This window comes from Roseomonas sp. KE2513 (genome assembly GCF_016107305.1).
In the GTDB taxonomy this organism is placed as follows: domain Bacteria; phylum Pseudomonadota; class Alphaproteobacteria; order Acetobacterales; family Acetobacteraceae; genus Roseomonas.
Genome location: NZ_RCVR01000207.1, coordinates 1 through 291, shown reverse-complemented (window position 1 = coordinate 291; position 291 = coordinate 1). Strand labels below are relative to the sequence as shown.

1 protein-coding gene is annotated in these 291 nt (G+C 67.7%); it reads left to right on the top strand.

Features of this window, described 5'->3' with window-relative positions; genetic code table 11:
- Positions 1-291: hypothetical protein (locus tag D9599_RS30975; RefSeq protein WP_198385170.1), on the top strand; the 291-nt coding region annotated here is incomplete at both ends.

Genomic DNA, 291 nt, shown 5'->3' with positions numbered 1-291 from the left:
CACCGTGCTGCCCGAATACGCGGTGGACCTCTACTACGCCCATCAAGCCGGGGCGGCGGGGCCGGGCTCGCCCTATGTCCACTACGCGGCGGCCAACATGACCGGGGCCAACCGGCTGCTCGTCGGGCTCGCCTGGCCACTGGTGGTCGTGATGCACTGGATGAGGGATCGCCATCGCGCGATCACGCTGGCGCCCGCTAACGCCGTCGAGATCGGGTTCCTGCTCCTCGCCAGCCTCTACGCCTTCGTAATCCTGTTCCGGGGAAGCATCGGGCTGCTCGACTTCGCCAT